This window comes from Kitasatospora sp. NPDC101235, assembly GCF_044767505.1.
Lineage (GTDB): Bacteria > Actinomycetota > Actinomycetes > Streptomycetales > Streptomycetaceae > Kitasatospora.
Genome location: NZ_JBIWNZ010000027.1, coordinates 46,075 through 71,317 on the forward strand (window position 1 = coordinate 46,075; position 25,243 = coordinate 71,317).

The following is a 25,243-nucleotide window of genomic DNA, read 5'->3' on the forward strand; positions in this document are numbered from 1 at the left end:
GTTGAGCGGTGGGCTGGGGGAGCAGGAGGCGTGACTACTCCTCGTCGGTGTCCAGGTCCGGGTTGGTGCTCGGGTCGTGGACGTAGCCGAAGACGATCCGCTCCAACTGGCCGAGCAGGAGCCCGTTGTGGAGCCGGAAGGCGTCGAGGCGCTCGGCGACGTAGTCCTGCCGGTCGGCCTCGGCACGCGCGACCCGGGCCAGGTTGCGGGTGGAGAGCCTGCCCCATTCCAGGAGGTCGGTCGGTGTGGCGAGGTCCATCCACACCCAGATCCCGGAGCCCAGCTTGAGGATTCCCTGGGGGTGGAACATGCCGGACTTGCGACGAGGGTTGGGGCTGCGGCGCTCGCCGAAACCGCGCACCAGCCCGTGCACCATCTTGTCGAGGGCCGCGGAGCGGACGTGGGCTTCGAGGTCGGCGGCGGAGATCCGCTTGTGGACCTCCGCTTCGAGGTCGCCCTTGCGGAAGCGGCCGGTCTCGTCGGTCACGGCGCGGGCGGAGTCCTCGACGATCTCCCACAGCCGCAGCTCGGCGGAGGGGCTCATGCGGCCTCACGCTCCCGCCAGGCCTGGGCCATCTCGGCCAGCGCTTCCATCGCCTGCTCGATCACCTCGCCGGTGACCGCTCGGCCGACCAGCATGAACTGCTCGTCGTAGAGCGAGACCGTGTCGGTGCCGCGGGCCTGAGCGAGCGGCGGCACCACCTCGCAGAGGAAGGCGGTCGCGACCCGGCGCCGGCGCACCTCCTCCTCGGCGCGCTCCTTGCGCTCGGTCCACGCTGCCGCCAGGCCCAGCTCGCCCTCGACGACCTTGTCGGCCAGCTCCGGGTCCTCCGCGCGCAGCCGAGCCAGCTGGTTCTCGACGGAGTCCGCCTGCGCCTTGGCTTCGCGCGCGGTCTTGTACGCCTCGTCGAGACCGAGCGCGCCGCTGATCACCTGGTCGACCAGGTCGGGGGCGTGCCGAATGACCGTCATGGCCTGGCCGATGCGGCCGAGGGAGACGCCGACATGTTCAGAAACTGAACGGGCGGACAGTTCAGTTTCTGAACGGCCTTCCTGTTCAGAAACTGAACAGGCCTTGGCGGCGACCATGGCGCTCTGCCCCTTGGTCAGGCTGCGGCGGCGGATGTTGATGCGGAGGGCGTAGATCCCCGGGTTCGGCCCCGTATAGGTAGCGAACTGAGGTTCCACACCGCCGATCTCGCACGCCCGTAGGCGGTTGCGGCCGTCGAGAAGCCGACCAGTGGTGTCAAGCATGATCGGGAGGTACTGGCCGTTGTCCTTGATGTCGTCGGCGAGGCTGCGCAGCTCCTCGTCGTCGAGCATGGGGAAGGCGCTGGCGGAGGGGTGGATCTCGATGATGATGTCCTAGAGAGTCGGTGGGGTCGGGTTGCCGGTTCGGCTTCAACCGCTATGTAGTGGACGCCAGTTGGTCGCGTGGGTCGGCCTTCATCCGGCTGTCGGTGTCGTAGAGGCTCCGCTCGGCGGGGTGGAGCAGGTGCTGCACCACGAACGACCTGCCGGCGATCTTGTAGAGGCCGCGTCCTCGGGTGAGTGCGGCGATGGCCTGCGTCTCGACCCCGGTCAGGCCCAGCAGGCTTGCGGTTGCGGCGAGCTGGTCCGGCTCCTGCCGGTAGATGATCCTGGTCGCACAGTCGGTGAGCAGGCCCTCGGCCAGGGCCCGACCGCGGGAGCCCGCGTCGCCGGCCGACAGCAGGTCGGACAAGCGGTGGATCACCAGGAGGTTGGCAATGCCGAGACCGCGCGACAACTTCCACTGCTGCTGCATGCGTTCGAGCAGCGGCAGGTGGCGCATGAGCCGCCATGCCTCGTCATACACGATCCAGCGCCTTCCGCCCCCGGGGTCCGAGAGCGCGGCCTCCATCCAGGCGGAGGCGCAGGTCATGGCCAGGATCAGGCCGGTGTCGTCGCCGGCGGCGCCGAGCTGGGACAGGTCGATGCTCAGCATCGGTGCACGGGCGTCGAACTGGACGGTCGACGGCGCGTCGAACATGCCCGCCAGATCGCCCTGGACGAGACGCCGCAGCGCGTGGGCGAGGTCTTCGGCAGCGGCGCCGAGGCGACGGGCGGGATCGCCGAGGGCGTCGTCCAGGCGCCGGATGTTGCCGAGCATGGCGGCGATGTCGCCGAGCAGCGGCACCCGGCCGGCGCGCTCGGCGTCGGAGACGACCTCGTCGAGCGCGATGTCGAGCGCGGTGTGCTCCATCGGGACCAGGTCGCGGTGCAGCACCGTGCGGGCGAGTGCGCCGAGCAGCAGGAGCCTGCGCTTGCGGACCTCGGCCACCCAGTCGGCCGGATTCGTGCCCGGCGGGGCGGCCGGAGCGTCCAGCGGGTTCAACCTCCCGCTCATCCCCGGCCCGAGGGCGATGGTCCGCCCGCCGAGCGCCTCTGCGACGGCGCTCCACTCCCCCTTGGGGTCGCAGGGGATGTACACCTTGTAGCCGTGCGCGATGCTGCGCAGCGCGAGGCTCTTGGCCAGGGCGGACTTGCCCATGCCGATCACGCCGGCGAGCAACACGTTAGGATTTGTAAAACCTTCAACTTTCCCGTACAAGCTGAACGGGTCGAAGGAGAACCCGGCTTCGGCGTGGACGTCGCGGCCGATGTAGACGCCGCCGGCGCCGAGGCCGCCTTCGGCGAGGAAGGGGAAGGCGCCGCTGGCGGTCGCAGTGGTCATCCGGTGGGCCGGGAGCTTGAGCCTGCCGCCGCGGGCGGAGGCCGGGCCGGGGCGTCCACCGGCGGGGTAGACGGGCCGAGCGTCGAGTTCGTCGACGGCAGTGGCGATGCGGCGGTGGGGCCGGTCGGCGAGGCGGGCTTCCCGCTGGGCAGTGAGGAGGTCGCGGCGGGCCTGGCGGCGCTCGTCACGGTCGCGACGGGTGGGGGTGAACAGCGCGCTGGCGCTGGTGGTGCGTATTCGCAAAGGGGGAACGCTTCCTCTGACCCGGCCGGTCAGCGGCGGATCATGCCGGTGGTGGGGGTGTGCAGATCGGTGGGCGTGGTGAAGTACCGGACCCTCTTGGCGGCCTTGAGGTGGCGCTGGCAGACGGTCAGATCCGGGGCGCCTTCGGGGAGGCGGAGTGCGCAGGCCTCGCGACTGGGTGTCCGGCCGTCTGTGCGCGGGGCAGCGTGGTAGGCGTCGTGCAGGTGCTCGACCGTCTGCCAGAGCCGGATCCGGGCGTTGTGCAGGTGGTCGCCTTCGGCGGCGGCGTGGGCGCGAGTGCGCACGGTGGCGTGGTCGATCATGAGCTGGAGCGCGACGACGTGCTCGTGCAGGGCGTCGATTTCCGCGCGGCTCAGGGGCTGATCGTTCATCAGCTCCGTGGTCTGGTGGCAGGCGAGGGAGGCGGTGGCGAAGGCGATCAGGTTCGCCTCGTCGTGGTGCATGGGGTGCCCTTCGGCGGTCAGAGGCGTGCCAGCGGGAGGGCGGCGGCGGTGAAGGCCTCGGCCTGCTGGAGGCTGAGGCGGCGCAGGTCGATCAGGGCGGCGACGGCGGCGGTCTCGACCTGGGCGCACGCGGCGCTGAGCTGGTCGGCGTCGTCGGCGGAGACCACGAGCAGGCCGGTCATCGCGACGTCGGCGTGGCCGGCGATCAGCTGCAGCTCGCGGGCCTTGACGTCCTGGTACTCGACGGTGTCGGCCTCGGAGTCGACCTGGCCGCGGCGTACGCGTTCGGCGGCGTCGGCGATGATCGTGGACTTTTTTCGCTGCACGTCCTTGAGCGCGGCGTCCAGGCCCTGGGGGGTGTAGAGGAGGGAGAGCGTGCGCCGGACGCCGGAGGAGTAGAGGAGCTGGTGGAGGAAGCCGGCCGAGGTCTCGGTGCGGGGCCACTGCTCGATCCAGAAGACGGCGTGGTGCGCGGAGTCCGTACGGAGCTGGTCCGGCTCCTCGACCAGGACGACCGGACCGGCGGCGGCGACGTCGGCCTCGGGGCGGCCGGAGTCGGACCAGCGCTCCAGGGCGCCGAGGACGGCGGGGTCGTAGGCGGTGCGGACGGTGGCGGCGATCTCGCCGGCGGTCAGCCAGCCACCCGGCGTCAGCCCGGCACCGCGCACGGACGCGTCCAGGCTGGAGGTGAGCTGGGCCAGGACCGCGAACGCGCCGCCGAGGCCGCCACCGGCCTGGTTGATCAGGCGGCGCGCGGCGCGCAGGTCCAGCGCGATGGCGATGTACGCCTCGTGGGGAGCGGCAGAGGGACCGGCGGCGGCGAGCAGGTCCTCGTAGATCGGACCGGCGACCGGCGTCGAGGGCCGACCGTGCTCCAGCCAGTACCGCTGGAGGGCGTCGCCCGAGTCCGGGACCGTGCGCTCCATCACCTGGATCCGGGCGATCTGGCCCGAGCGGGACAGCGCGGCCAGAGCCCGGCCCCAGCCGGTCACGTTGCTGGCCTGGGTGGACGGGTCGAGCAGGGCGAACGCCCGGGAGGAGACGCGGGTGACGGCGGTCAGGGTGGCCTGCTGCTGGTCATGGACGGCGCCGAGGCGCCCGTCGGGGGAGGTGACGGCGCGCAGCGAAGCGGCGGTGCCGGGCAGGTGGAGCAGGCCGTCCACGCGGGGACGGGTCGAGGGGCGGGCCAGCCAGACCAGCTGGCCGCGGGTGCGGCGAAGCCAGTACCGGGCGGCGATGGGTGCCCACTCGGCCAGTGACCGGCCGCGTATTCGGAAGACGACGGCGACGGTCATCAGCACCCACAGGGGGGTGAGGGCGAAGGCGCCGAGGATGCCGAGCGTCATCAGGACGGCGAGCAGGATGGCTGCGCCGATCGCGGTGAGGACCAGCTGCGGGAGGGTCAGGCCGAGGAGGATGCCTCGGCGGCTGCGGGCAGGGAACTTGACGGTGGTGGGGGTCTCGCTGGGCGTGCTCAGGAAGGGGGGTGCTCTCTGGTGCAGGGGAGAGGCGACCCTGTTCCTCCCGGCGGGGCGGCCGGAGGGCGCAGGGTCGGTTCTGCCAGTGGGGGAGGGGACGGCCCGCTCCCTCCCCGGGGGCAGGGAGGAAGGGTAATCGATCCTGCCGGGCGGTCCGTCAGGCGGAGGGCGGGCCCGAGGGGAAGGTGAACCGCTGCGGGGAGCCGGTGCCCGTCCTCGTCGGGCCGGGAGGTGGGGTGATCACCGGATCGAAGGCCGGGGTGCCTCCGCTGCCCGCCGGTGCGGGCGAGGCCACCGGCGAGGGGACGCGGCTTGGCACGGGCGCGGATCCAGGGCTCGCGGGGGCTCCGGCGGGGAGGGGTGCGGAGCCCGGAGTCGACAGGTCGGGCGAGCCCGCCGCAGCGTGGGCTGCCGCTGCCGGGCTCGACCCGCCGGACGCGGCGGGGCCGGGGGATCCACCCGAGCCCGAGCCCGAGGACGAGGACGGGGACGCGCCGGAGCCGGTTGGGCGGGTGATCAGTGCCTGGCCCTGGTCGCCGTCGCTGTGGTCGGTGGCGGGCCGCTTGACGAGCGGGACGCCTCCGTCGCCGCCGCCGGAACGCTGCTGGCCGTACTGGAAGGAGGTGGGCGTCGCCTTGGCGAGTGTGTCGGTGCTCGGGCCCTCGGGGCCGCCACCTCCGCCACCCTGGCCGACGCCGGCGGACTGCATGCCGGGAACCTGCGACGGGCCGGCGGGACTGCTCCCGGCCATCGCGGCACCACCCGCGGCCCCGCCGGAGGCCGCGCTCATCGCGAGTCGGCCGCCCTTCTTGGCGGTGGCGCCGGCGGTCTGTAGGCCGGCGGCTGCGGACTGGTGGAGTCCGGCGGACTGGCCGTCGCCCGCCCAGTGGACGAACTTGTAGATCATGAAAGGGCACAGCAAGACGAGCGCCATGACAGTCAGGCCCGCGATGATGTCCGAAAGCGCCTGCAGGCCGTCCTTGGTGTCGGAGTTGCCGATCGCGGAGACGCCGACCAGCATGATGATCGTCATCACGAGTTTGGAGAAGACCACGGTGGCGGTGGCCTCGACCCATCTCTTACGCCAGTCTCTCGTCGGCTCCCACGGGCCTCCGGCGGCTGCGAACGGCGCCAGGACCACCAGGATCAGGATGCTGACCTTGCGGCAGACCATCATGGCCCAGTAGAGGATCGCGCCGACGGCGCAGCCGAGCGCGACCAGGGCGGGGACGGCCCAGCCCAGCGGGGAGACGACTGAGATCATCGACACCCGGACGATGCGGCGAACGGCATCGTCCATCGAGCTGTTGGCGATGGTGAACAGGCCGCGGGACAGCGCGTCGACCGTCGCCAGGGCGACGCCGGTGAAGGTGATCGCCGTCGTCGCGAAGAGCGCGCTGCCGGCGGTGGCGGTGACGGCTTGGCCGAGCGCTTGCCCGTCCCGGCGCCACGCCGCCCGAACCAACTGGAACATGAAGGTCATCGTGAGCATGACCAGCGCGATGGGCAGGATCAGGGCGTAATTGTCACGGAACCAGCTGGCGCCGAGGTCGATGCTGGTGGTCTTGTCGACGGCGCGGCTGGCCAGGTCGACGGCGCTCTTCGCGAGGTCGCCGCAGCTCTTGGCGATCCACTTGCCGATCGAGTCCGTGATGCTGTCGGAGACGCCGCCGACGACGAGATCGCACAACATCCCCGTTCCCGGGAGATCGCAAAAACCGATGGTCTTCTCCTCAAGTAATAGATGGGAAAGGGGAGTTAGGGGTAGACGGTGGGGGCGACGGCGGCAAGTGCGCAGTCGGTGCCGGGGCGGCACTGGACGGCCAGGGTGATGGCGCGGTCCTCGGCGCCCTGGCCGCCGCCGTCCCAGGCGACGTTGACCTTCGTGGTGACGGTGACGGCGTAGATGTAGGCCTGGGTGATGGCGGCCGGGTTCTGCTGGATCGCCTTGGTGTACGCGTCGGGCACATGGGCGGAGACCTGGCCGGCCGTGGAGGTCTGGCCGTTGTCGCGCAGCCGTGACCACAGCACCGGGTCGGGGACCTGGCCGGCGACGGAGTCGCCGTCGGCGTACGGGGTCTCCGGGGTGAGCCACTGGCGCAGGCCATCGACGAAGTCCGGCTGCGTGACCTTGCGGGAGTCGTAGGTCCACAGGGCGTGGGCGAACGCCTCGCCGAACTCAGTCGGGCTGCTCGTGTGCGGGGGGCGGGCGACGGCGGCGCCCGCCTCGGCGGGCGCGGCGGTGGCGCGGGGGCCAGCCGTGATGCCGGTCGAGGAAGTGGCGCGAGGGGAGGAAGTGGGCTGCGGGGCCGTGCGGCTGGCGTGGCCGCCGCCCGCCAGCCGGGCGAGGAGCCCGGCCAGCAGGCCGACGACCAGCAGCACGCCCAGCCCGATCAGCAGCCTCCGGCGGAGCGTCGAATCAACGCCGTAGAAGGGGGACTTGGGCTTGGGCACGTTACTTGACCTGCGTCCCCAGCGTGCTGAAGAACGCGACCAGTCCGTTGGCGGCGCCCAGGAGCAGGGCGACGCCACTGGCCACCATCGCGCCCTGCTTGCCCTTCTGCTCGGCGCCGTGAGATCCCGAGTGGTGGCCCCAGGCCCAGACCACGCCGGCCACACAGAGCGCACCGACGGTCGCGACGACAGCGAACAAATTGATGGAGGAGACGACCTGCTTGAGGACGCTCAGGCCGGGAAGGCCGCCTTCGGCTGGCGTGACGCCGGGGTCGTAGGCGAGGTTGGTAACCGCCTGGGCGGCGAGGATCAAGGACAAACGGTTCTCCATGGAGAGGGGGAGGGCGTGCCGGGGCGCGAAGCGGCGTCGCACCGGCACGGGGTAAAGAGCAAAGGAAGCGCTCAGGGAGCGACTCGGCGGACCGCGATCACGCCGGATTTCCAGGAGTTGAAACTCGCGACGCGAACGACGTCCCCGGTGTGCGGGGCGTGCACGACGAGCCCGCTGCCGATGTACATGCCCACGTGCTCGGGCCCCTGGGAACCCCGCTCGGTGAACAGCAGGTCGCCGGCGCGCACTTGGTCGACCGGCACGGCGGTGCCCTGCTTCACCTGGTCGTAGGTGGTGCGGTCCAGCGTGATCCCGGAGGCCTTGTACGCCTGCTGCATCAGACTGGAGCAGTCGCAGCGGCCCATCGGGTCGGGCCCGTGCGAATTCGTGCAGGAACCGCCCCACTGGTAGGGGGTATTGAGCTGGCCGAGGGCCCAGCGGATCGCCGACTGAACGGCCGGTGGGGCATCGTTGGGGATGGTGTAGCCCTCGGGGAGCACACCTGGCGGGATGATGCCCCAATCGGTGGTGGCGCCCGGAGGCGTGCACGAGCCCGGCGAGGCGCCGGTCGCCGGGGGCGTTCCGACCGTCGGGGCCTTGAGGGCCGCCCCAATCGCCTGCTGCAGGGCGCTGGCCAGGGGCTCCCACTGCGCGTACGCATCGGGATAGCCACTCTTCTGCACCTTCTGCGCGGCGACGGTGACCGGGAGGTCCTGCCACCCGGAGACCTTGAGCAGCTCCTTGTAGAACGCGGTGGACGCGTAGACCGGATCCTGCAGCTGGGCCGGGGTGCCCCAGCCCATCGACGGCCGCTGCTGGAACAGGCCCAGCGAGTCGCGGTCGCCGCTGGACAGGTTCCGCAGCCGAGACTCCTGCATCGCGGTGGCGAGCGCGACCACCTGGCCGCGCGGCGGGACCTGGAGGGCGATGCCGGTGGCGACGATCGTCTGGGCCATCGGGATCTGCACGGTCGGCAGCTCCAGCCCGGCGACGGGAGCCGTCGGCCCGGCGGCGCCGGACAGGATCAGCTTGACCGCGGCCTGGATCGCGGCGGTATCCACAGCCTGTGAGCCGCCGGCGCCGGCACACGTCCCGTCAGAGCCCCCGGCGCTGTCCCACTTGCCGTCCTTCTGGGAGGCCATGGCCACCGGCAGAATCAGGACGAAAGGCGTCAGGAGAACGGCCGCACCGAGCCCGGCGACGGCCTTCTTCACGCCGCCTGCCGCTGCTGCGCGCCCTTCCGGACCAGGCCCGGCGGGCCGTCGGAAGACATGAAGAGGTGAAGTCCCGGCAAGGCGAATCTCCGATCGCGAGGGCGTGCAACCGGGCCGCCCAAAGGCGTCCCGATGCACTGATGAAAGAGGGGAAGTCGCGGCCGGACGAGGAATCCGGAGGGGGTGCGTGCACCCATCCGGCCTGGTAGCGGCGCTTGGCGACGTCTTCGAAGGTAGGAGCCGGAATATCTATCGTGCAAGGAGTTCGGAAAAATTCGCGGAAATTTCCGAACTCCTTGCAAAAAAGCCAATTCGGCTTCTACCTTCGATGGAGACCCGAAGCCACCCGCGCTTCGGGCTCTTTCTATGCGCCAGCCGCAGCCGGAATCGACCCGGCCGTGGATCCGCGCACCCCCCTGATACCCAAGAGGACATTTGACGACCGACTACACCCTTCTCCGGGGCGACGCCCTGACCGTCCTGAGCGGCCTGCCCGACGGAGCGGCCGACTGCGTCATATGCGACCCGCCGTACAACAGCGGCGGGCGCACGACCCAGGAACGCGTCGGTCGAAGCGCGAAGGCGAAGTACACCACCGCCGGCTCGAAGAACCAGCTCCCCGACTTCCCCGGCGAGAACAAGGACCAGCGGTCGTACGGGTTCTGGCTCTCGCAGCTGCTCGCCGAGGCCTACCGGCTGACCGTGGAAGGCGGCACCGCGGCCGTCTTCACCGACTGGAGGCAGTTGCCGACCACCACGGACGCGCTGCAGGCCGGCGGCTGGACCTGGCGCGGCATCGTGCCCTGGTACAAGCCGGCCGCTCGCCCGCAAAAGGGGCGCTTCACCCAGAACGCGGAGTTCGTGGTTTGGGGCAGCCGCGGCGCGATGGACGGCGACCGCAACCCGGTCTACCTCAAGGGCCTGCTGGAGGGCAGCCAGCCCTCGGGCAGCAAGCGCCAGCACATCACCCAGAAGCCCGTCCAGATGATGCGCGACCTGGTCAAGATCTGCCCGCCGGGCGGCCGGATCCTGGACTTCACCGCGGGGTCCGGCTCGACCGGCGTCGCCGCGCTCCTCGAAGGCCGATCGTTCCTCGGCATCGAACTGACCGACCACTACGCCGACATCGCCGAGGAACGCCTCGCGGAGGCCAAGCGCACCGCCGAGGCAACCGACCCGGCGCCGGCGTAGTCACCCGAGGACCTTTCCGGCCTCGACCGCCCCCGGCCCAGCGGCCCCGGACCACCCCGGGGCCGCCCCACCATCCGATGGAGCCACCACCCGATGACGCACACCAACCCGTCCCACGACATGCCGATGGCGGTCTTCCCGGGTTACCTCGCCGGCCCCGGCGAGGACCTCGACACGCTCTTCGCCTTCTCCGCGGGGCGAGACGACTGGCTGCTGACCGTGGAGGACAACAACCTGGTCGCCTGCCACGAGAGCGGGACCGGGACCGTGATCCTCGACCTGACCACGGACAGCACCTCCCCCCGGTGGACCGTCGCCTCCGGCCGCAGCCGGTCGAGCGAACTCGCCTGGCGCGCCACGTTCGACGCGGCCACACCGGCCGAGGTGGTCATGGCCGCGGCCCGCCGCCTCGCCCACGGCACGGGCCAGCCCACCCACGCCGAACGCGAACAGCACCTGTGGAGCCGCACCTCCCATGCCGGCACCTTCGACGCCCTCCACGTGGAGGCAGCCCTCGCCCACTGGAGCGCCGGCACCCGGTGCTGCACCCCCACCCTCGACGCGCCGGACGGCACTGCCACCCTGCGGATCCACCGCGCCGCCACCGCCACCGGAGACGCCTGCGACCTCGCCTACACCCTCACCGCCGGCGCGCGCGGCCACGAAGCGACCTGGTGGACGGGCGAGTTCAGCCGCAACGTGCCGACCAGCGTCATTCGGGCCACCCTGCGCACCGTCACCGACCCCGGCCGCTACACCCGCCGGGCCTCCCGGATCCCGATGCTCCACCGCGCCGCCCTGCGCACCCACCCGGTGGCCCGATGCCCGGAGCCCACCCTTGGCCGATGACCAGCCCGGCCTCAGCACCGCCCAGGGCGAGCAACACGTCGTCGTGAGCCCCGGCTACCTTGCCGGGCCCGGCCACCCGGACACCGCCAACTCGGCGTTCGAGGCCTTCCTCGCCGAGCACCAGGGCTGGTCCCGGTACTCCTGCGACGGCGGAGACACCAGCGTCGCCGTCAGCGACTGCCTCACCGGCCGGATCAGGCTCGACCACGAGCCGGGCGACCGCAACTCCCGCTGGACGGTGGCCGGATACGAGTCCGCCGTGGGCGAGCGTGCCTGGCACGCGGACTTCGACCTGGAGACCCCGCACGAGATCGCCCTCGCCACCGCCTCCACCCTCTCCCACGCCCTGTCCTACAGCGGCTTCGCCGCGAAGGACGAAGCGCTCTGGGGCAGAAACAACACCTGCGCGGCCCTGGTGACCCAGATACGCGAGTCCGACTGGCTGGACGTCAGCACCCCCTCGGAAATGCGATTCCGCTCGCCCGACGCCACCGCGGGGCTGATCCGCTGGGACGCAGGGGCGTTCCACGACGCGCCCTGGAGCCGCGACTACCCGGCCGGGGTCACCCTCTGGGCCCGCAGGACCGGCGACGACCACACGCGAACGGCGTGGCAGGCGCACTTCTCCAAGGACACGCCCACCCGCTTGATCACCACGGCCCTGGACCACCTCACCGACCCGCAGCCCAGCCTGCGCCGCTTCGCGGAGGTGCCCACCGCTCACCTCGGCGTGGTGGAGGTCCGGTCCTACAAGGGCTCACCGCGGTCCGCGGCCGCCACCGCCACCGGGCGCACCACCCTGGCCGACATCCCCATCGAGCGGTGGAACGCCGCAGCCGCCGTAGCAGCACAGGCCGCCGCCACCCGATCAGCAGGAAGGACGACCTGAGCACCACCTCGAACCCCCGACACCGGACGGACGTCGACGGCGACGTCCACGTCCACCCGGTCTACCTGTCCGGAAGCCTGCACATCGGCGACCCCGCGCTCCAGCCCATCCTCGACCTGCCGAACACCGAACGGCACCACGACGATCTCGGCAACTTCTACGCCGCCACGGCGGACGGGCGCATCCGCATCGGGTTCATTCCCGAACAGGACTGGAACACCCTGTGGAAGATCGCCGTCGCCCCGGACGCCTTCTCGGCACCCCGCTGGGTCGCGAACTTCTCCGACGGCACCCCGATCGAGATCGTCACGTCCGTCACCACCGAACTCGCCGCCATGTACAGCGCGGACGACGACACCTGGCTCGACGAGCGCTCCGCCGGCCCGCTGGAGTGGATCTCCCCCTACGCCGCAGCCGGATGGGTCCACCAAGGCGTGGACCGGGGCCACCTCACCCTAAGATCCCCGGACGGCCTGGCCAGCATCACCTACCGCCGAGCCGGACTCCTGCACACCGACGATGCCGAACAAGCAGGACAGGACGGCAGGTTCACCATCGGCACCGTCAAGTCCGCGGGCTGGTACGGAAGGTTCAGCGGCGGAACGCCCGCCCGCATCCTCCACGCGGCCTCCACGGCGATGCTCGACCCCGCACCCGTCCTGCGCTACCGGGACGCGCTCGACCACTACGCCAAGCAGACAGCCAAGATCACACCGATCACCCAGCCCGCGCCCAGCCCCCTGGACGTCCAGCGCAGAGCCGCGCGGCTTCGGTCGATCGCTGCCCCGCCCCTGGGCGCGCCGTCGCCCGTACCGTCGAGTGTCGTGTGGACCTCGACCACGTCCGCTGCCCGGTGCCGCTGAGCCACCGCAGTGGCTGACGGCGGGACGTTCGGCGCCACGGTCGTGGCCGATGGCGGGCGGCCCGGCCCGGCGCCCGAACACCCCGCTCGCCGGAGCAGGCGAGACACACCAGCGGTGACGAGACCGGCCCCTACAAGCCGACGAAACGAGAGCCCCACCGACACCCACACCACCGCGCCTCGACCACCTCGTCGACAACCGGGGCTGGGACCGCCAAACCGCCGAACGCCGTACCCGGCAGGCCCGCGGGCCACCGGAGGACCCGCAAGGACACCACCATCGCCAACACGCCCCCCACCTACACGATCAAGCGCTCGCCGGACGGGCACACCGTCGTGAACGGGCGCCTCGACGAACTCGCGCTGACCGTTCTGAAGAATCACGGGTTCACCGAGCTGGAGAGCAACGGGCCGGGCATGGAACTGCGCCTGCCCGCGCACTTCGACGAGGCGCGACAGAAGGCCTCCGCAGTCGACGCGGCGAACGATCTCCGCACGGTCGGGTTCGGTGTCGAACTCGACCCCAGGCTCGTCACACTGGCACGCACCCTCGTCGAGACCCGATCGCCCGACCCAGGACACGACCTCGCCCTACTGACCTACCACCTCACCGAAGCGGACCAGGACCATGAGGCCGTCGCCCGCCACGCCGACACCGTCTTCGGCAGCGACGGCGCCCTGGCCCGCCTCGCCACGTTCACCGGTGCCCTGGGCAACTGGGCCGCACGGCTGGGTCACACACCCGGCGACGACCTGTCCGACAGCCTCGCCGAACACGCCCGCGCCCTCGAAGACGTACACAGACAGCTGACCGACACCGCGGTGCGCATCAAGGTCCTCGGAACCCTGCGCGAGGACGACCACGCCCCGAGCCCGAGACGCCACGCGGCAACCGCCGCTACCAGGGCCCGCCCCACCACCGACAACCCGACCCGCGCCGAATCCGCCACACCCGGCGGCTCCCGTCCCCACGGAGGTTCGACATCGCCGAAGACCCGGACCCGCTGATCGACGTCACCCCCGCCTACCTGGCCGGCCGCGAGTTCAGCAACGCGCCCTTCGAGCGGCTCGTCGAGGAGTGGGGCTGGGGCCACAGCAACGCGCCGGAGCTGAGCCAGTCGTTCGCCTGGAGCCCGGACCACCGCTTCCGGCTCGCCGACGGGCAGCTCGACCCAGGCGCCTGGTGGCACATCGCCGCCGCCCGCGACCCTCTCGGTCCGCCCCAGTGGCAGGCAGGCTTCTCCAAGCAGACCCCGCCCGAGTTCGTCACGGCCGTAGCCGAGGAACTCGCCCGCACCGGCTCCGGCATCGACTGGACCGGCGAAAGCCACCCCGCGCTCAAGGCCCCCGCCGACCGCCGGACCCTGATCCGCACCCTCCGGGACGCCGGATGGCGCAGCACCTACCGCAACGGCGAACTGGACCTGGAAGCCCCCGACCGGCTCGCCCGCGTCCAGATCCGCATCGACCCGCCCGGCGATGCGCTCGACCTCATGTCCCGACCCCACCTGTACGTCGAGATCGGGCCCCGCGACAACGGCGGATACCCACCCTACTGGCAGGCCATGGCGACGACCGGCACCCCCACCGTCGTCGTCGATGCGCTCGCCCGCGCGCTCACTGACCCCACGCCGCTGACGCGCGACCGCGACTGGCTGGATGACGAACTGCTGGAGCACCTCGGCGAGCAGGCCACGAACGACAGGCCCGAGAACACGGCGACCGACCAGCCCTCGGCTCGGCCCGAGGCCCCGCCGTACACCGACGAGGACCTGCTCGCCCTCGCCATCGACCTGGCCGCGGAGTCGATGGAGTCCATCGAGGACTTCCAGGACGCCGACATGATCGGCGAACAGGTCATCCCCAGCACCTCGGCGACCGTGGGCCGGACGTGGAACAACCTGCCCACCGACCAAAAGCACCTCGCTTACACCCTGGTCACCGACATGGTCGTCGATGCCGCCCGCCGTGCACCCGTCCTGTTCGGCCGAGAGCCCGAGACCGGCTCGGCCCCCCGTCGAACCAGCAGACTCCCGACGCCGCGGATCGAAACCCCGCTCCGAGATCTGTGGTTCACCAACGAGGACCTCCGAGCAGCCGCAGCGTGGGCGAGCTCGACCAAATCGGCGGGGCGGAACGCGGACGCGCCGCCGCCGATGGCGACGTAGTTGAGGTTGAGCGGGCCGGTGTAGAGGCCGGCGCGGATCAGTCGTTCGACGGTCTCCAGCTGGGGCAGGTTGGCGAGCATGAAGTGCGGCTGGATGCCGTTGGCGGTCAGCCGCTTGAGGTGCTCGAGGTAGAAATCGGGGCCGGAGGGCGAGCGCGGTGACCGAGGCGCGCGCCATCGCCCGGCACCCTGCATCGTGGCGATTCGGCTGGTGCAGGAGATGCGCCAGCCTGCAGCCCACGTTCCGGGGGTCACCTCCTACGGCTCACCGCGCGTGACCTCCGAACTGCGGGAGGCCGGCGTTCGGGTCAACGAGAAGAAGATCGCCCGCGTGTCCCCTGTCCTTGTTCGGTGTGTGAACCGCGCCCTAGGGTTGACGGTCATGGAGCTCACCCCTCGCCTGCTGGAGCAGTTCGTGGTACTCGCCGAGGAGCAGCATTTCGGGCATGCCGCCCGGCGCTTGTCGATGAGTCAGCCACCACTCAGTCAGGCGATCCAGCGCCTGGAACGCGGCCTTGGAGTGCTGTTGCTCGAGCGCACCAGCAGGGGAGTGCGGCTGACGGTGGCCGGGGCGGCCTTCGCGGCCGACGCCAAGCGGATGCTGGAGGCGCAGGAGGCCGCGGTGGCTCGGGTCCGTCGGATATCCAAGGGCGTCGAGGGCACGGTTCGGCTCGGCTACGTGAGCAGCCTGGGGTACTGGCACCTGCCCCGGTTGCTCGCGATGGCCGCCCGGGAGTTGCCGGGCGTGCGGTTGGATGTCCGTCAGCGGTCGTCCGCCGAGCTGTGCGAGCAGGTCCGGCAAGGGGTGGCGGACCTGGCGCTGGTCCGGCTGCCGGTCTCCGACCTGGCGGGTCTGGAGGTGCGGGAGGCGGCCGAGGAGAGCACTGTGCTGGCCGTCCCGTGCGACCATCCACTCGCCGGGGCCGGGTCGGTGCCGCTCGCCCGGCTGCGGGACGAGGAGTTCGTGACCGCCGCGCAGCCGGCCATGCCCCGGATCCGGGCGCTGATCGAGGACGCCTGTCGCAAGGCCGGTTTCGAGTTGCGCACCCGTGCCCAGGCCGAGGACCTGACCAGCATGCTCGGCTACACCGCGGCCGGGGTGTGCGTCTGCTTCGTCCCGGAGCGGGTCGCGGCGCTCGGTCACCCGATGATCCGCTTCGTCGCGATCGAGGGCGGCGACCGGTTGGTGACCACGGTCGCGGCGCTGAGCCGTCCGAACGCCGATCCGGCCGTCGCCACCCTGCTGGAGCTGATGGAGCGCCACCGCCCCGAGATCGAGGGCCCCGCAACGGTGCACCCGCAGGAGGAGGCCGACGCGCCGGACTGTGGTCACCAGATGAGCTCCGATGCGCCCAGCGGCTCGGCGGTGCGGGACAGGCGCGGTGCCAGCGTGGAGTAGCGCACCTGGGTCGGCAGGTAGCACACTTCTCCGAACGGTCCCCGCACGGTGACCAGTTCGGCCTGGTCGTGCGCCGGGTCGGGGGCGGGCAGCTCGACCACGCCCGCGCGCTGGAGCAGCCCGAGGTCCTGCACCCACATGCAGACCTTCGCCAGGTCGACGTGCACCCGGTAGCTGCCGCCCTCCCGGGCCCGGCGGCGCAGCGCTTCCAGCGCGCCCGCGGCCCCGAGCACTGCGGCTAGGTAGTCGTTCAGAAGGTAGGTCGGGGGCAGCCGGGGAGCGTCGACCGAGCCCTCGTCGGCTGCCAAACCCGTGGCAGCGGAGGCCAGTTGGTCGAAGCCGCCGCGTGCCGCCCACGGCCCTTCGGTTCCCCAGCCGAGGAAGTCCAGCACGACCAGTCCGGGCCGCTGCTCGGCCAGTGCCGCCGGGCCGAAGCCCTTGGCGTCCAGACCCAGGTAGTTGCAGACGTAGAGGTCGGTGCCGGCCAGCACGGACCGGAAGGCGGCGGCCTGGGCCGGGTCGAGCAGGTCGCAGAAGGCGGCCCGCTTGCCGATGCCGGTCTCGACGATCATCCCGGTCGGGTCCGGATGGTCGGGCGAGGACATGTGCAGCACGTCGGCGCCCAGTTCGGCGGCGATCCGCGCGCCGATCGGGCCGGCGATCACATGGGTGTTGTCCAACACCCGCACCCCGGCCAGCGGCAGGTCCCGGTCCGCCGCGCCGGACAGCTTCGGCGGGAACGCCGAGAACGGCTCCGGCGCGCTCTCCCCGATCTTCTCGATCCGGATCAGTGGGCCGTCCTGCAGCAGCCGCCCCTGTGGATGCCGCTGCCATTCCTCCCGGGTGCGCACTGCGATCGCGGTGCCGCCCAGGGTGCAGATGGCCTCCTCCAGTTCCAGCGCGTCCCACTGGGCGACGGCGGCGGCGATCCGCTCGCGGTCCGGCGGGCAGTCCAGTACCCGGCAGGCGGTGTCACGCAGGTGCGGGTAGGAGAGGAGCACGTAGACGAACCGGCCGTCGGCTGCCCGGTAGAAGTCACTGTTGCCGAGCAGGTTGGGGTCCTCCTGCAAGCGATGGACCGGCACGCCCCGCATCCGGGTGAAGAACACCGCCATCAGCTGGCGCACCGCCGCCGTCACCGAGACGGTCACGTCCTGCGCCGCGCCGCCGCGCTCCCGGTGGAGCGCGGCGGCCTCGGTGCCCAGGGCGGCCAGGGCAGCTGCCGCGGCGTCGCCGATCCGGTGCACCGAAGGCGTCACCGGGTCAGCCCCCTGGATCCTCACGGTGCCGCCCGTGTCCGCCGCCGTGATCCCCAACTCGCGGTACAGGCCCTCCAGGGCCCGGTGCGCCGCACTGGTCCGCTGCGCCGGATCGATTGCCATGTCCGACTCTCCTTCCGGAGATGACGAGCCGCGTGTGCCGCGGCGGCCGACCCGGTCGGGCGGCCTCCACCAGAACAGCCGGTCCGGCGCCGCACCGTCCAATACGGATTCCCCGAATCACCGATATCCGCGCCCATATGACCCGAGCCGGCGCCGCGTGAATATCCTCCGCCCTATCGATCCGGCGCCCAACTCGTATTGGACGGTGCCGATTCCCCGCGGGTTTCCTGGATTGCGGAACGAGGCAACGCGGCGCCGGCCGCCCGCCCTTCACCCGACATTTCAGGAGGTACCAGCAGATGACCCAGGAGCCCAGCGGTCCGTCCGGGCGAGGACTCCTCGCCGGAGTCCGCGTCGTCGAACTGGCCAGCGTGATCATGGCCCCGTACGCCGCCCAGCAGCTCGGCGACCTGGGCGCGGACGTGATCAAGGTTGAGCCGCCGACCGGTGACATGACCCGCCACTACCCGCCGCTGCGCCACCCCGGTATGGGCGGCGCCGCGCTCAACCTGAACCGCAACAAGCGCAGCGTCGCCATCGACCTCAAGGCCCCGCACGGCCGCGACGCCCTGCTCGCCCTGCTGCGGACCGCCGACGTCTTCATCACCAACCTGCGCCCGCAGGCCCTGACCCGGCTGCGCCTGGACTACGCCGAGGTCGCGGCCGTCAATCCCGGCCTGATCTACGCCAACGCACAGGGCTTCCGCAGCGACAGCAGCCACGGCACCCACGCCGCCTACGACGACATCATCCAGGCGACCAGCGGTCTGGTCTGGCTCAACCACCAGGTCTCCGGCCAGCCGCATTACGTGCCGACCGTGCTGGCCGACAAGATCTGCGGCATGCAGATCGCCCAGTCGGTGCTGGCCGCGCTGCACTACCGGGAACACGGCGGCACCGGTCAGCACATCGAGGTCCCGATGGTCGACACCATGCTCGCCTTCAACCTGGTCGAGCACCTGGGCGCGGCCAGCCTGGAGCCCGACGGCGCGTTCGGCTCGACCCGCTCGCTCAGCCCCGAGCGCCGTGCCCAGCGCACTGCCGACGGCTGGATGTGCATCCTGCCGCAGAGCGACCGCAACTGGCGGGACTTCACCGCCTTCGTCGCCCGTCCCGAACTGGCCGACGACCCTCGCTTCGCGACCGGCCCCGACCGGGCCCACCGCGCCGACGACCTCTACCGGCTGATGGCGGAACTGACGCCGAACCACACCAGCGCCCAATGGCAGGAGTTCTGCGATCGGGTCGGCATCGCCGCCGCCCCGGTGCTCGACCTGGAGTCCGCCGCCACCACCGCCTACGCCCGAGAGGGGGGCCTGCTCTACGAGGCCGACCACCCCACCGAGGGCCGCTACCGGGTCATCGGTCGCCCGGTCCGCTACTCGGCCGACCCCGAACCGCCGCTGCGGCCCTGCCCGGCCATCGGCCAGCACACCGACGAGGTCCTCGGCCAGGCCGGCTTCGACCCCGCGCTGCTGCACTCCGCCAACTGACCCGATCCACTGGATTTCCCGAGACCGAATCCCCATCGACCATTCCGGAGCGAACCATGCCCACGGCGACAATTTCCCCGCTCGGATTTCCCGAGGCCGTCCTGCCCGAATCGGCCCGGCAGCTGCGCCTCGATGTACGCGACTTCCTCGACGAGGAGCGCGCCCGGGGTACCGTGCTCGGCCGCCCCGACTCCTGGCTGGCCGGCTGGGACCCCGCGTTCACCCGCCGCCTCGCCGAACGCGGCTGGGTCGGCATGGCGCTGCCCACCGAGTACGGCGGTGCCGGGCGCGGTTTCCTGGAGCGCTACGTGGTGATCGAGGATCTCCTGGCCGCCGGCGCCCCGGTCAGCGCGCACTGGGTATCGGACCGGCAGGCCGGCCCGTCCATCCTGCAGCACGGCACCGAGGAGCAGCGCCGCTTCTTCCTGCCCCGGATCGCCGCCGGTAAGTGCTTCTTCTCCATCGGGATGAGCGAGAAGAGCAGCGGCTCCGACCTCGCCTCCGTCCGCACCCGCGCCGAACGCACCGCAGACGGGTGGCGGCTGACCGGCACCAAGATGTGGACCGGCGGCGCCCACGCCAACGACTACGCCATCGTGCTGGCCCGCACCGAGGAAGCCGAGGACAAGCACGCCGGCCTGAGCCAGTTCATCGTGGACCTGCGCGCCCCGGGCGTGCGGATCGAGCCGATCCACCTGATGAGCGGAGAGCACCGCTTCAACGCCTTCCACCTGGAGGGCGTCCACGTCCCGGAGGCCATGCTCCTCGGACAGCAGGGCGACGGCTGGAAGCAGGTCACCGGCGAACTCGCCTTCGAACGCAGCGGGCCGGAGCGCTACCTGTCCACCTTCCCCCTTCTGGTCTCCCTGCTGCGCGAGCTCGACCAGCGCGCCATGACCGCCGAACAGCTCACCCAGGTCGGCATCCTGACCGCCCGCCTGCACAGCATCCGCCAGCTCTCCCTCGGCGTTGCCGCTGCACTGGACGCCGGCGCCTCGCCCGATACCCAGGCCGCTCTGGTCAAGGACCTCGGCACCCGCCTGGAGGGCGCGCTGGTCGATTCCGTCCGCAGCATCCTGCCCACCCCGGCCGACCCGCACGCCACCCCCGGCAGCCACGCCGAACTGCTCGCCTTCGCCCTCCTGCACAGCCCCGGCTACACCCTGCGCGGCGGCACCAACGAAATCCTTCGCGGCATCATCACTCGTGGACTGGAGCAGCACCGATGAACACCCACACCATCGACACCAGCACCCCCGCCGTCCCCGCCGACGACTACGACACCACCGCCTTCTTCGCCGACCCGGACGCCATCGTCACCGTCACCAACACCACCGACTCCCAGACCGTGCCCCTCCCCACCCCGGACGCCAGCACCGCCGAACTCCTCGCCGCCGTCCAGGAAGCCGGCCGCCGCACCGTCCCCGCCCCGTTCGCCGAGACCGCCCTGGTCGCCCGCCCACTGCTGCGCCGTGCCGGCCTGTCGGTGCCCGAGGGCCCGCTCACCTACGCCATCGCCCCCCAGCTGACGATCCGCCACGCGCACCCGGCCGCCTCGGCCGTCGGCTCGGCCGGCAGCGCGGGCGAGGACGACACCCTGCTGGTCGCCGGGACCCTGCGCCGCGTCCCCTGGGCCCGCGCCGCGACCGCCGTGGTGGTGCTCGCCAACGCCCCCTTCGGCCCGGTCCTGTTCACCCTCACCCCGGACCAGGCAGTCCTCGCCCCAGGCGCCAACTTGGCCGAGGAAGCGCGCGACGACCTGCACCTCGCCAGCGTCGAGATCCCCGCCGCGCAGGTCCGCCGGATTCCCCGCGAGCTCCTCGAGGAGGCCGAGTTGCGGGCGGCTCTGGCCCGGGCGGCCCTGATCGCCGGAGCCGGCCAGCGCTGTGTCGAGCTGACGGTCGCGCACACCACCGCGCGCACCCAGTTCGGCCGCCCGCTCAGCCGCTTCCAGGCCGTCAAGCAGGAGGAAGCGAAGCTGATCGAGGAAGCCGCGCTGGTCCGCGCCGCCGTCCAGGCCGCCGCCGCCCCGCTGGACGCTGGCACTGCGGCCGCCCGGTTCGCCATCGCCGGCGCGAAGACCCAGGCATCCGCCTCGGCTGCCGAGATCGCCCGGATCGCCCACCAGTTGCACGGTGCCATCGGCATCACCAAGCTCCACCCGCTTCACCTCGCCACCACCCGCCTGTGGTCCTGGCGCGACGAGGACGGCGACGAGACCACCTGGGCCGCTGGTCTGGCCCGCACCCTCACCGCCGACACCCTCTGGGCCGCGCTCACCAGCACCCCCTGACCCGATGTCAGTGGCCGTCTATCGCCGCGCCGGCGAGATGGACCGCGCCACCTGGCCCGGTCCGTCAAAGCCACCGCCCTCACCGCCGAGCCCTGCTCCCTCGTCCCATCGCCTCCGCCGCCGACCGGCCCGACCTGGTCGGTGACGGAGCAGCGCGGTATCCGTACGGTTCGACGTCCCGATCCCCAGTAGCCCTCGGAAGATAGGGTTCCGTCCATGGAGTTCCAGGTCCTCGGCCCCGTGTCGGTCAGCGGGAGCGATGGGCCGTTGCCGCTCGGGCCCGCCAAGCGGCGCAGCCTGCTCGCGATGCTGTTGCTGCGGGCCAATGTCGCGGTCTCCGTCGACACACTCACCGAGGCGCTGTGGGACGATGAACCCCCCCTGCACGCCCGCACCGTGATCCAAGGCCATGTCTCGCGCCTGCGGGCACTGTTGGCGGGCGTCGACGCATCGGCGTACGGCGTCGAGCTGAGCACGCGCGGCTCCGCGTACCACCTGGAACTGCCGGAGACGCTGCTCGACGCCCACCGCTTCGAGGGTCTTGTGGCGCTCGCCCGCCGTGCCACCGACCCCGGTGACAGGGCTGCGCTGCTCACCGAGGCGCTCGACCTGTGGCAGGGCCCCGCGCTGGCCGGCGCCTACCCGTCGCCGCTGCTTCGCTCCGCCGCGCACACCTTGGACGAGGCGCGGCTCGCAGCGGTCGAGCTGCTCGCCGACACGTACGTCGTGGGCGGTGAACACGAGCGCGCTGTCCAGCTGTTGCGGCCGGAGACCGGGGCCCATCCGCTGCGCGAGCCGCTGGCCGCCCGGCTGGTCGAGGCGCTGCACCATGCGGGGCGTTCCTCGGAGGCCCTGGACGCCTACCAACGCGCCCGCCAGGTCCTCTCCGACGAGCTCGGCGTCGCTCCGGGCGCCGAGCTGACCGCCGCCTTCACCCTCGCCCTCGGCCCCGACAGCGCCCCCGTGGCCCGAGCCGATGCGCCCCAACCGGCTCTGGAACCAGTTCAGTTCCGGCCCAACCTGCTGCCTCGTACCCCGCGCGGATTCCACGGCCGCACCGCCGAGAGCGCCGCGCTGACCGCGGCCGCGGCCGGACCTGACGGGCCGGTCGTCGTGGTCACCGGGCCCGCCGGGGTCGGCAAGACCGCACTGGCCGTGCGCTGGGCGGCCGGCCGGCACTCCGACTTCCCCGATGGGACGCTCTACGCGGATCTGCGCGGGTTCAGTGACACCTCGGACCCCGAACCGGCCGAGCTGCTGCGGGAGTTCCTCGTCGCTCTCGACGTTCCACCGCGCCGGATGCCCGAGTCGGCGGACGCCGCCGGTGCCCTGTTCCGCTCGCTCACCGCCGAACTGCGTCTGCTCGTCGTCCTCGACAACGCCCGTACCTCCGCCCAGGTGCGCCCGCTGCTGCCCACGGGACCCGGCTGCGTCACCGTCGTCACCAGCCGTGCCCGCCTCGCCGGTCTCGTCGCCTCCGACGCCGCCCGAATCCTCGCCCTCGACGTCCTCGCCACCGACGACAGCGTGGCCCTGCTCACCCGTCTCCTCGGCGAGCGCCGCACCGCCGCCGAGCCCCAAGCGGCCCGCCGTACGGCCGAGTTGTGCGGTGGTCTGCCGCTCGCGCTGCGGGTCGCCGCCGCTCGGCTCGTGGAACTCCCCGCCCTCGGCCTCGCCTCCCTCGCCGACCGGCTCGCCGACGAGCGCCAGCGGCTCGCGCTGCTCGCCGTCGAGGACATCGGCGTCGCCTCCGCGCTGCGGCTCACCACCGCCCACCTCCCCGTCGACGCAGCGCAGCTGTTCACCGCGCTCGGCCATCACCCGGGCACACACGTCGACCGGTTCAGCGCCGCCGCGCTCGCCGGCACGACCCCGCCGGATGCGGCCCGCGCCCTCGACTGCCTGGTCGCCGCGCACCTGCTCACCGAGACCGCCCCCGGCTGCTACGTCCTGCACGATCTGGTCCGGCTCTACGCGCGTGGCCAGAGCCATGACCCGGCTGCCCGCACCGCGGCCCGGCTGCGCCTGTACGACCACTGCGTGGCGACCGCGCTGTCCGCGTCCGAGGCCGCGGAACCGGGCGGGGAGCCCGCCTTCATGCAGCCTCATGATTTTCAACAGCCGCCCGCAGTACGGGACTTCACCAGCCGCGAGGAGGCGCTCGGCTGGTTCGCCGCCGAACGCGACGACCTCGCCCTGATCGCCGCTGCGGCCCGCGCCGAGGACCGGCCCGAGCGGGCCTGGCGGATCGCCGTGACCCAGTGGCCGCTCGTGGTCTGGCGGGTCCTCGCCGACTGGGCGCCCACCCTGGAGGCCGCCCTCGCCGACGCCCGCGCCTGCGCCGACCCCTATGCAGAGGCCCGCGTCCTGACCCTGCTCGGCTGGGTGCTCGCCGAGGAGGGCCGCACCGCCGAGGCCGTCCGGCACCTGCGCGTCGCGCCCGAACTCGCGGCCCGCGCAGGCGACGTACTCGGCGAGGCCACCGCCCTGGTCAACCTCGCCGCGGCCCTCCCCGACGACGAACCCGGCGCCGCCGAAACGGCCTGCACCCGAGCCCTCGCCCTCGCCACCGAGGCCGACGACGCGCATACCCGGATGCTCGCGCTCCAGCACCTGGCCCGCATCCACCTCGGCGCGGGCCGCCACCGGCAGGCGTACGAGGCGGCCGAGGTGGCGCTCGGCCTCGGCCCCGAGCACGAGGCGGTCGCCCGGCGCGTGCTCCTGCGTACCTGGCAGGGCGAGGCGCTGGCCGGGCTCGGCGACACCGTGGCCGGGCGGCGCTGCCTCGCGCAGGCCGCGCTTGAGGCCGAGCAGACCGGCTACGACGCGGGCGCTGTCACCGCGCTCGATGCCCTGCTGCGCATCGCCGACCAGGACGAACTGCCCGAACTGCGGCGTCGGCACGCGGCGGCACACGCCAGGATCCGGGAGCGTTAGCCGGGCGTTAGCGCCGCCGCCGCGCTCGTTAGTGATCTGCCAGCGCGCCGCAACACCCTGGTTCGTGTAAGGGGAAACGACCTCGTGCAGGATCGCGACCCACGAACGAGAACCGGGGGAACCAGCCATGCGCACCACCACCCGTCCCGCCCTGCTCGCCGTCGGCGCCGTCGCGACGCTCGCCCTGTCCCTGACCGCCTGCAACGACGGCAGCGGCACGCAGGACAGCGCCGTCGGCACCAGCGCATCATCAGCCGCCCCGTCGGGTGCAACCTCGGCCCCGGCCTCGGCGCCGGCCGCGCACTCGGCCTCGGCGCCGTCCGGGGGCAGGACGAGCACGAGCGGTGGTGGCAACTCGTCCTCCGGCATTGGCGGGGGCGGCGTCACCGCGGCCTGCACGACCAAGAACACCTCGGTGACGTTCCTCCAGTCCTCGGGCCACGCCAGTGACGCGCAGCCCGCCGCCGCGACCCTCAAGATCACCAACAGCTCGGGTGCCCCCTGCACCATCGTCGGCCCGACGACCGTGGTCGCCGACGACGACCAGGGCAAGGCGAGCCCGGTCTCGGGGGACAACTCCAAGGACGGCTCGGACGCGGTCGACGTCCCGGCGGGTGCCGCGGTGGTGGCGGACGTGCTGTACAACGACGTGAACAGCGAGGGCACCACGTCGGCCCGTTACACCTGCCCGGTGCTGGCGTCCCACGTCAAGGTCGCGCTGCCCAAGGACGTGGGCACCACGGTGAACGTGATGAAGGCGAACGGCTCGCCGGGCGGCGTCTTCAGCGTCTGCGGCACCGACTTCAAGGTCGGAGCGTTCGCGGCACGGTAGTGTCCAGCAGGTGCGCTCTTCGGAGCGGGGCCTGGGCGGGACGGAGTACTTGGCGGGGTTGTAGCGCAGC

The 25,243-nt window shown here is 72.1% G+C and carries 22 protein-coding genes and 1 pseudogene; 12 read left to right on the plus strand and 11 right to left on the minus strand.

The annotated features are described in order from the left end of the window. Nucleotides 1-34 precede the first annotated feature (34 nt). The 9 genes from ACIRRH_RS33630 to ACIRRH_RS33670 all read right to left on the minus strand — a co-directional run bounded on the left by ACIRRH_RS33630 (nucleotide 35) and on the right by ACIRRH_RS33670 (nucleotide 8,879). Entirely contained in the window at nucleotides 35-544 is a 510-nt protein-coding gene (locus ACIRRH_RS33630) for a hypothetical protein (protein ID WP_403074960.1), read from the minus strand. Next, nucleotides 541-1,323: a ParB N-terminal domain-containing protein gene (locus tag ACIRRH_RS33635; RefSeq protein ID WP_403074963.1), complete on the minus strand. Its 783-nt coding sequence runs from the start codon at nucleotides 1,321-1,323 to the stop codon at nucleotides 541-543. The genes ACIRRH_RS33630 and ACIRRH_RS33635 overlap by 4 nt, the downstream gene beginning before the upstream one ends. An 85-nt stretch (nucleotides 1,324-1,408) precedes the next feature. Next, nucleotides 1,409-2,938: an ATP-binding protein gene (locus ACIRRH_RS33640; protein WP_403074966.1), complete on the minus strand. Its 1,530-nt coding sequence runs from the start codon at nucleotides 2,936-2,938 to the stop codon at nucleotides 1,409-1,411. A gap of 29 nt (nucleotides 2,939-2,967) precedes the next feature. Next, a complete protein-coding gene (locus ACIRRH_RS33645) occupies nucleotides 2,968-3,402 on the minus strand; it encodes a DUF6238 family protein (RefSeq protein ID WP_403074969.1) in 435 nt (144 codons plus the stop codon). Nucleotides 3,403-3,419: 17 nt separating this feature from the next. Beyond that, nucleotides 3,420-4,880, minus strand: coding sequence for an SCO6880 family protein (locus ACIRRH_RS33650; RefSeq protein WP_403075103.1), 1,461 nt, complete (start codon nucleotides 4,878-4,880; stop codon nucleotides 3,420-3,422). A 157-nt stretch (nucleotides 4,881-5,037) separates the two neighbouring features. Then, entirely contained in the window at nucleotides 5,038-6,573 is a 1,536-nt protein-coding gene (locus tag ACIRRH_RS33655; protein WP_403074972.1) for a conjugal transfer protein TrbL family protein, read from the minus strand. Between the two features lie 65 nt (nucleotides 6,574-6,638). Continuing rightward, nucleotides 6,639-7,334, minus strand: a complete 696-nt coding sequence (locus tag ACIRRH_RS33660) for a hypothetical protein (protein WP_403074975.1) — start codon at nucleotides 7,332-7,334, stop codon at nucleotides 6,639-6,641. A 1-nt stretch (nucleotide 7,335) separates the two neighbouring features. After that, a complete protein-coding gene (locus tag ACIRRH_RS33665; RefSeq protein ID WP_403075105.1) occupies nucleotides 7,336-7,644 on the minus strand; it encodes a DUF6112 family protein in 309 nt (102 codons plus the stop codon). Between the two features lie 92 nt (nucleotides 7,645-7,736). Beyond that, nucleotides 7,737-8,879, minus strand: a complete 1,143-nt coding sequence (locus tag ACIRRH_RS33670; RefSeq protein ID WP_403074978.1) for a C40 family peptidase — start codon at nucleotides 8,877-8,879, stop codon at nucleotides 7,737-7,739. A gap of 435 nt (nucleotides 8,880-9,314) precedes the next feature. Here ACIRRH_RS33670 and ACIRRH_RS33675 point away from each other — a divergent pair, with 435 nt between their 5' ends. From ACIRRH_RS33675 to ACIRRH_RS33700, 6 genes are all read left to right on the plus strand, one after another. Continuing rightward, nucleotides 9,315-10,070, plus strand: coding sequence for a DNA-methyltransferase (locus tag ACIRRH_RS33675; protein ID WP_403074980.1), 756 nt, complete (start codon nucleotides 9,315-9,317; stop codon nucleotides 10,068-10,070). 93 nt (nucleotides 10,071-10,163) lie between these two features. Continuing rightward, nucleotides 10,164-10,919 (plus strand): DUF317 domain-containing protein, encoded by a 756-nt coding sequence (locus ACIRRH_RS33680; RefSeq protein ID WP_403074982.1) that lies wholly within the window; start codon nucleotides 10,164-10,166, stop codon nucleotides 10,917-10,919. After that, the gene (locus ACIRRH_RS33685) at nucleotides 10,909-11,808 is read left to right on the plus strand and encodes a DUF317 domain-containing protein (protein ID WP_403074985.1); all 900 of its coding nucleotides are present in this window, start codon (nucleotides 10,909-10,911) and stop codon (nucleotides 11,806-11,808) included. Before ACIRRH_RS33680 ends, ACIRRH_RS33685 begins: the two co-directional genes overlap by 11 nt. Continuing rightward, complete coding sequence (locus tag ACIRRH_RS33690) at nucleotides 11,742-12,671, plus strand: DUF317 domain-containing protein (RefSeq protein ID WP_403074987.1); 930 nt, start codon at nucleotides 11,742-11,744, stop codon at nucleotides 12,669-12,671. The genes ACIRRH_RS33685 and ACIRRH_RS33690 overlap by 67 nt, the downstream gene beginning before the upstream one ends. 335 nt (nucleotides 12,672-13,006) lie before the next feature. Continuing rightward, nucleotides 13,007-13,678: a hypothetical protein gene (locus ACIRRH_RS33695; protein ID WP_403074989.1), complete on the plus strand. Its 672-nt coding sequence runs from the start codon at nucleotides 13,007-13,009 to the stop codon at nucleotides 13,676-13,678. 101 nt (nucleotides 13,679-13,779) lie between these two features. Then, nucleotides 13,780-14,838 carry a DUF317 domain-containing protein gene (locus ACIRRH_RS33700; protein ID WP_403075108.1) on the plus strand — a complete coding sequence of 353 codons (1,059 nt, stop codon included), beginning with the start codon at nucleotides 13,780-13,782 and terminating at the stop codon, nucleotides 14,836-14,838. Here ACIRRH_RS33700 and ACIRRH_RS33705 read toward each other — a convergent pair. Continuing rightward, nucleotides 14,826-15,032: pseudogene (locus ACIRRH_RS33705) on the minus strand (3-keto-5-aminohexanoate cleavage protein); the annotation flags it as partial. The gene ACIRRH_RS33700 and the pseudogene ACIRRH_RS33705 sit on opposite strands and share 13 nt — an antisense overlap. Nucleotides 15,033-15,219: 187 nt before the next feature. Between ACIRRH_RS33705 and ACIRRH_RS33710 the strand changes: the two are divergent. Continuing rightward, entirely contained in the window at nucleotides 15,220-16,236 is a 1,017-nt protein-coding gene (locus ACIRRH_RS33710) for a LysR family transcriptional regulator (RefSeq protein ID WP_403074992.1), read from the plus strand. Here the strand turns inward: ACIRRH_RS33710 and ACIRRH_RS33715 are convergent. Next, nucleotides 16,167-17,618, minus strand: a complete 1,452-nt coding sequence (locus ACIRRH_RS33715; RefSeq protein ID WP_403074994.1) for a CoA transferase — start codon at nucleotides 17,616-17,618, stop codon at nucleotides 16,167-16,169. The genes ACIRRH_RS33710 and ACIRRH_RS33715 overlap by 70 nt on opposite strands. Before the next feature lie 299 nt (nucleotides 17,619-17,917). Here ACIRRH_RS33715 and ACIRRH_RS33720 point away from each other — a divergent pair, with 299 nt between their 5' ends. From ACIRRH_RS33720 to ACIRRH_RS33740, 5 genes are all read left to right on the plus strand, one after another. Then, a complete protein-coding gene (locus ACIRRH_RS33720; RefSeq protein WP_360493216.1) occupies nucleotides 17,918-19,111 on the plus strand; it encodes a CoA transferase in 1,194 nt (397 codons plus the stop codon). Nucleotides 19,112-19,167: 56 nt separating this feature from the next. Next, nucleotides 19,168-20,340 (plus strand): acyl-CoA dehydrogenase family protein, encoded by a 1,173-nt coding sequence (locus tag ACIRRH_RS33725; RefSeq protein ID WP_403074997.1) that lies wholly within the window; start codon nucleotides 19,168-19,170, stop codon nucleotides 20,338-20,340. Next, complete coding sequence (locus tag ACIRRH_RS33730; protein ID WP_403074999.1) at nucleotides 20,337-21,404, plus strand: acyl-CoA dehydrogenase family protein; 1,068 nt, start codon at nucleotides 20,337-20,339, stop codon at nucleotides 21,402-21,404. The genes ACIRRH_RS33725 and ACIRRH_RS33730 overlap by 4 nt, the downstream gene beginning before the upstream one ends. Before the next feature lie 216 nt (nucleotides 21,405-21,620). Beyond that, the gene (locus ACIRRH_RS33735; protein ID WP_403075002.1) at nucleotides 21,621-24,341 is read left to right on the plus strand and encodes a BTAD domain-containing putative transcriptional regulator; all 2,721 of its coding nucleotides are present in this window, start codon (nucleotides 21,621-21,623) and stop codon (nucleotides 24,339-24,341) included. A 127-nt stretch (nucleotides 24,342-24,468) separates the two neighbouring features. Continuing rightward, the gene (locus ACIRRH_RS33740; RefSeq protein ID WP_403075005.1) at nucleotides 24,469-25,173 is read left to right on the plus strand and encodes a DUF4232 domain-containing protein; all 705 of its coding nucleotides are present in this window, start codon (nucleotides 24,469-24,471) and stop codon (nucleotides 25,171-25,173) included. Nucleotides 25,174-25,243: the final 70 nt, after the last annotated feature.